Annotated in this window: 4 protein-coding genes; 2 read left to right on the top strand and 2 right to left on the bottom strand. The window is 60.1% G+C overall.

Going from position 1 to position 3,631, the window contains the following annotated elements:
* Positions 1-294: 294 nt before the first annotated feature.
* A complete protein-coding gene (locus tag FS320_RS40065; RefSeq protein WP_152718013.1) occupies positions 295-696 on the top strand; it encodes a helix-turn-helix domain-containing protein in 402 nt (133 codons plus the stop codon).
* Positions 697-772: 76 nt separating this feature from the next.
* Positions 773-1,255, top strand: coding sequence for an IS630 family transposase (locus FS320_RS40060; protein ID WP_152718010.1), 483 nt, complete (start codon positions 773-775; stop codon positions 1,253-1,255).
* 315 nt (positions 1,256-1,570) lie between these two features.
* Here FS320_RS40060 and FS320_RS40050 read toward each other — a convergent pair whose 3' ends face one another.
* Together FS320_RS40050 and FS320_RS40045 are read right to left on the bottom strand one after the other, a co-directional pair.
* Positions 1,571-2,245, bottom strand: coding sequence for a thermonuclease family protein (locus FS320_RS40050; protein ID WP_244627689.1), 675 nt, complete (start codon positions 2,243-2,245; stop codon positions 1,571-1,573).
* Between the two features lie 64 nt (positions 2,246-2,309).
* On the bottom strand, positions 2,310-3,631 hold a 1,322-nt coding region (locus tag FS320_RS40045), incomplete at its 5' end, for a S1C family serine protease (RefSeq protein WP_152718004.1).

Raw genomic sequence — 3,631 nt, 5'->3', positions numbered from 1 at the left:
GGAAGCGTAGAATGGTTCATGGCGGGTGGGTTCTCCCAGAAATGAGGCGGATCGGATTCAACAACCAAATCCTAAGTCATCTCAGGCACTTGAGCTACACCCGCCAACCCTCCATGAATTTTCCGGGTTAGTTGTCTACGACGATGAGAAAAACCATCAGATTGTAAACAGATTAGCGTCCAACCTTCTGACCGAGTCTGAACTGAAACGAAAACCCTAAAGCGCTTTTGATCTGGACTTGAATCCGTTGGGGTGGTCTGTGCGTTGACTGGGATATGGCCCAGGAGGCGAGCCATGCCCCAGCCCTATTCTCCTGATCTGCGTGAGCGTGTTCTGGTCGCCTGCGAGCGGGGCGATCTTCCTCAGGTTGAGATTGCCCGCCGCTTCCAGGTCTGCCCCGCTACCGTGTCAAACTGGCGCCGCCAGGAGCGCGAGGAGGGTCGGCGTGCCCCCAAGCCCCACAGCGGCGGCGTGCCCTCGCGCCTGGATGCAGCAGCTCTGGAGGTGCTGCGTCAGCTCGTGGCCGAGGACAATGATGCGCTGCTGCGCGAGTACCGCGAGCGCCTGGCCGAGAGAACGGGCGTGACGGTGTGTCTGGTGGTGATCTGCGAGGCGCTCAAGCGCCTCAAGCTGCGTCCGAAAAAAGACCCTTCGGGCGGCCGAGCAGGAGCGGCCCGAGATTGCCGCCGAGCGTGAGGCTTACCGCCAGCAGATGAGCGAGTTGCCCGTAGAACGCCTGGTGTTCCTGGATGAGAGCGGCGTGACCACCTAGATGGCCCGCACCCATGCCAGAGCTCCACGCGGGCAGCGGGCGTACGGCTCGATCCCGCTCGGCTCGTGGCAGCGGCTGACGGTTTTGGGCGCACTCGCCTGTGAGGGCCTGGTCGCCACGATGAGCATCGAGGCCTCGACCTCGACCTCTGTGCTGCTGGCTTATCTCGAGCAGGTGCTGGTGCCGGCTCTCAAACGCACGAAGCCGGATGCTATTCTGGTGATGGACAACTTGCGCCCGCATCATGCCACAGAAGTGCGGGACCTGCTCGATCAAGCGGGGATCGGGCTGTTGTACCTGCCGCGCTACTCACCCGAGTTCAACCCGATCGAGAACGCCTGGACGAAGATGAAAGAGTGGCTCAAGGCGAAAGCGCCGCGCACGCTCCAAGCCTTGGAGGCAGAGCTCAAGCCAGCCCTCGACACCATCACCGCAAAGGATGCTCGAGGCTGGATCAGGCACGCCGGCTATGTTCTACACTGATCCCAAAAGCGCTTTAGCAGCCAATCTCGCTTTTGATCCTCTCGACCTCCGAGCGTGAACTACAGACGTTCTCGCAAGGGATCCCGTCACTGTCGCCATCAGCTCGGCGGTAGCCACCGCACCACATCTGAACAGCTTCTCGGCATGTGCTGGCTGCCTTGCAGGATCTGGCTTGGGCGACTTGGAAGGGTCGCAGGTTCCCCAGCCTGTCGAGAAGAGGCAACGAGCCAGGTTGATCGAAGGCGAGAGCGGATCCGAGTTGGCTTCCTGCCAACACCAGCCCAAGGGCAAGTGATTTCAGCATTGAGTTTTCCCCTACCCTCTTGGCGCCCGCCAACCGGCGGCTTTGGCTTCATCCTCAGAGCAGAACCAGCGCTCGCCCTTGGCTTCATCGATGGTCGTGCGGGCATAGTTGCGGCTATCCGGCAGATGGTAGATCCGCTCCGAGCCGGAGATGTTGCCTTTGATGGCGCACTTGCGGTCCGAACCTGTTGAGGCCTCGTTGGGCAGACTTTCGCCACGGCGCCAGTCCCACGGCTTGACGAAGGTGCCCGCCCATAGACCACGCTTGGCCCTTCGGGCTTCTTCCTCCTCACCAGAGTAGCGGCCGTCGGAGTACTGAGTGTATTCGACCGCCCAGCCCTGTCGGATCAGCTCACCGCCGATATCTCGTCCATTGGCCTCGCAGGTTGCGACGATGCGGCCGTAACGATCCCGGTCCTGCTCCTTGCAACTCACCCGCCCGTTGCGGCCAATGATCGACGCGAGTGCATCAGCGGCTTTTGAGCCGCAAAGATACCGAGCTCCAGAAGCGTCATTGCAGGTCTGCTGGCTTTCCGGGCCGTCAACGCCATACAGGCGGATGCGGGTTTTCTCGCCTCGGATGGCAATGGTGTCCACGTCGATAACATCGGCTTGGCCCGAGAGGGACTGAGCCTTCACCGGCGATGTCAAAACGATCAAGGCAAGAGCAACTATAGCGGAACGCAAGCTGATTTCTCCGGATGGCATCTTTGAATTGTCACGAGTGGATCAGCTGATCCTCTGCTCCCGATCATTCGCACCGTATCAGCACACTCACCTGCTTGGCCTGATCGGCGAGATCGGCTGGGGCCATGACCTGGCTCGCTGCACCCTGCTCAATGGCGACCTGATTGCTATCCAGGAAGCTGGCTGCCAATGATCCCTTGATGGCGAAGTTGACGTTCTGAGGAATGTCGCCGTTCGTTGCGACCATCACATTGAGCGCGTTGAGTTTGGCCGAGACGACACCCACCACATTGCCGTTCTGATCAAAGAGCGGACCACCCGAGCTCCCTGGCTGCACCGGGGCGGAGACCTGAAGGTATCGGCTGTCATCCTTGAGCCCGGAAAGCGCCGTGACATTGCCAAGAGTGAAGTTGCCCGAACTGGACAGAAGCGTGGTCAGGGGAAAGCCAAATGCGGCTACTCCTTCGCCGAGCCGGATACCCAACCGAACACCTGCTATCTTGCTGGGCCTTAAAGACGTTCTAAGGAGAGCGAGGTCATTTGTAGTATCCTTGGCCAGTACTCTTCCGGAGACTACATCACCGTTATCAGTCTTCACATCGATGGATGAGCAACGATCCACGACATGAGCGTTGGTCAGCACGTGCCCCTCTCGGGATACGAAGAACCCGGTACCGGAGGATGGACCTTTTTCGTCAGGCTCCGACTTCGGAGTTGGCGCGGGAACTTTAGGCTCTGCGGGACGAGCGACCGCGACCGTCTCTTGAGGTGGGGTCATCGTCGGAGCCTCGGTGAAGGGAGCCCCCGTCATAGTTGCCCAGAAGGATCCGGAGATGAGGGTTGCCACCCGCTCTATGTGAAGGTGGGTTTCGCTGCCCTTCCAGAACAAAAAGAAACCCAGCACCCCACGGCCATCCTCATGGACCCGGATATAGGCGTCGAGGCCATTGGCCGTTGACATCGAGACAACGAAGAAGTCCGGCTTCAGGATCTTGTAGTGAACTCTGCCGCCCTCGGACAGAACCTTATCGAGGACGCTCTGGTAGTTCGCAACGAGAGTCGTGCCGCCGAAATACGAATAGGCCAGGGATGCCCTGCCCTGGGGGTCTGACCAGGCGATGCCGTTCTCGTCTCTCTTGGCAACCAGTCCAAGGCCGAGTGGCACCCAGATCGGATGGCCACGGCTCGGATGTGGGATGGCACGGAAATTCCACGTCTGCAAAAGAGGCATCGCGCTATTGAGCACCTGCCCGAAGAACTCCGCATCAACGGCCCCGTTCGGGATACGCCCGTAATCCCGCTGGTAGTTCGCAATGGCCTCGAAGAGCCGGTTGCTGAAGTTCACGTTCGGAACGGCCGGCCAGTAGCCGTTGGCCGTCAGCAGGA

Origin of the sequence: Microvirga tunisiensis (assembly GCF_009296175.1) — a bacterium.
Taxonomy (GTDB): Bacteria; Pseudomonadota; Alphaproteobacteria; order Rhizobiales; family Beijerinckiaceae; genus Microvirga; species Microvirga tunisiensis.
Note: the sequence above shows the minus strand (reverse complement) of the source record. Positions and strands in the feature narration are given on the sequence as shown.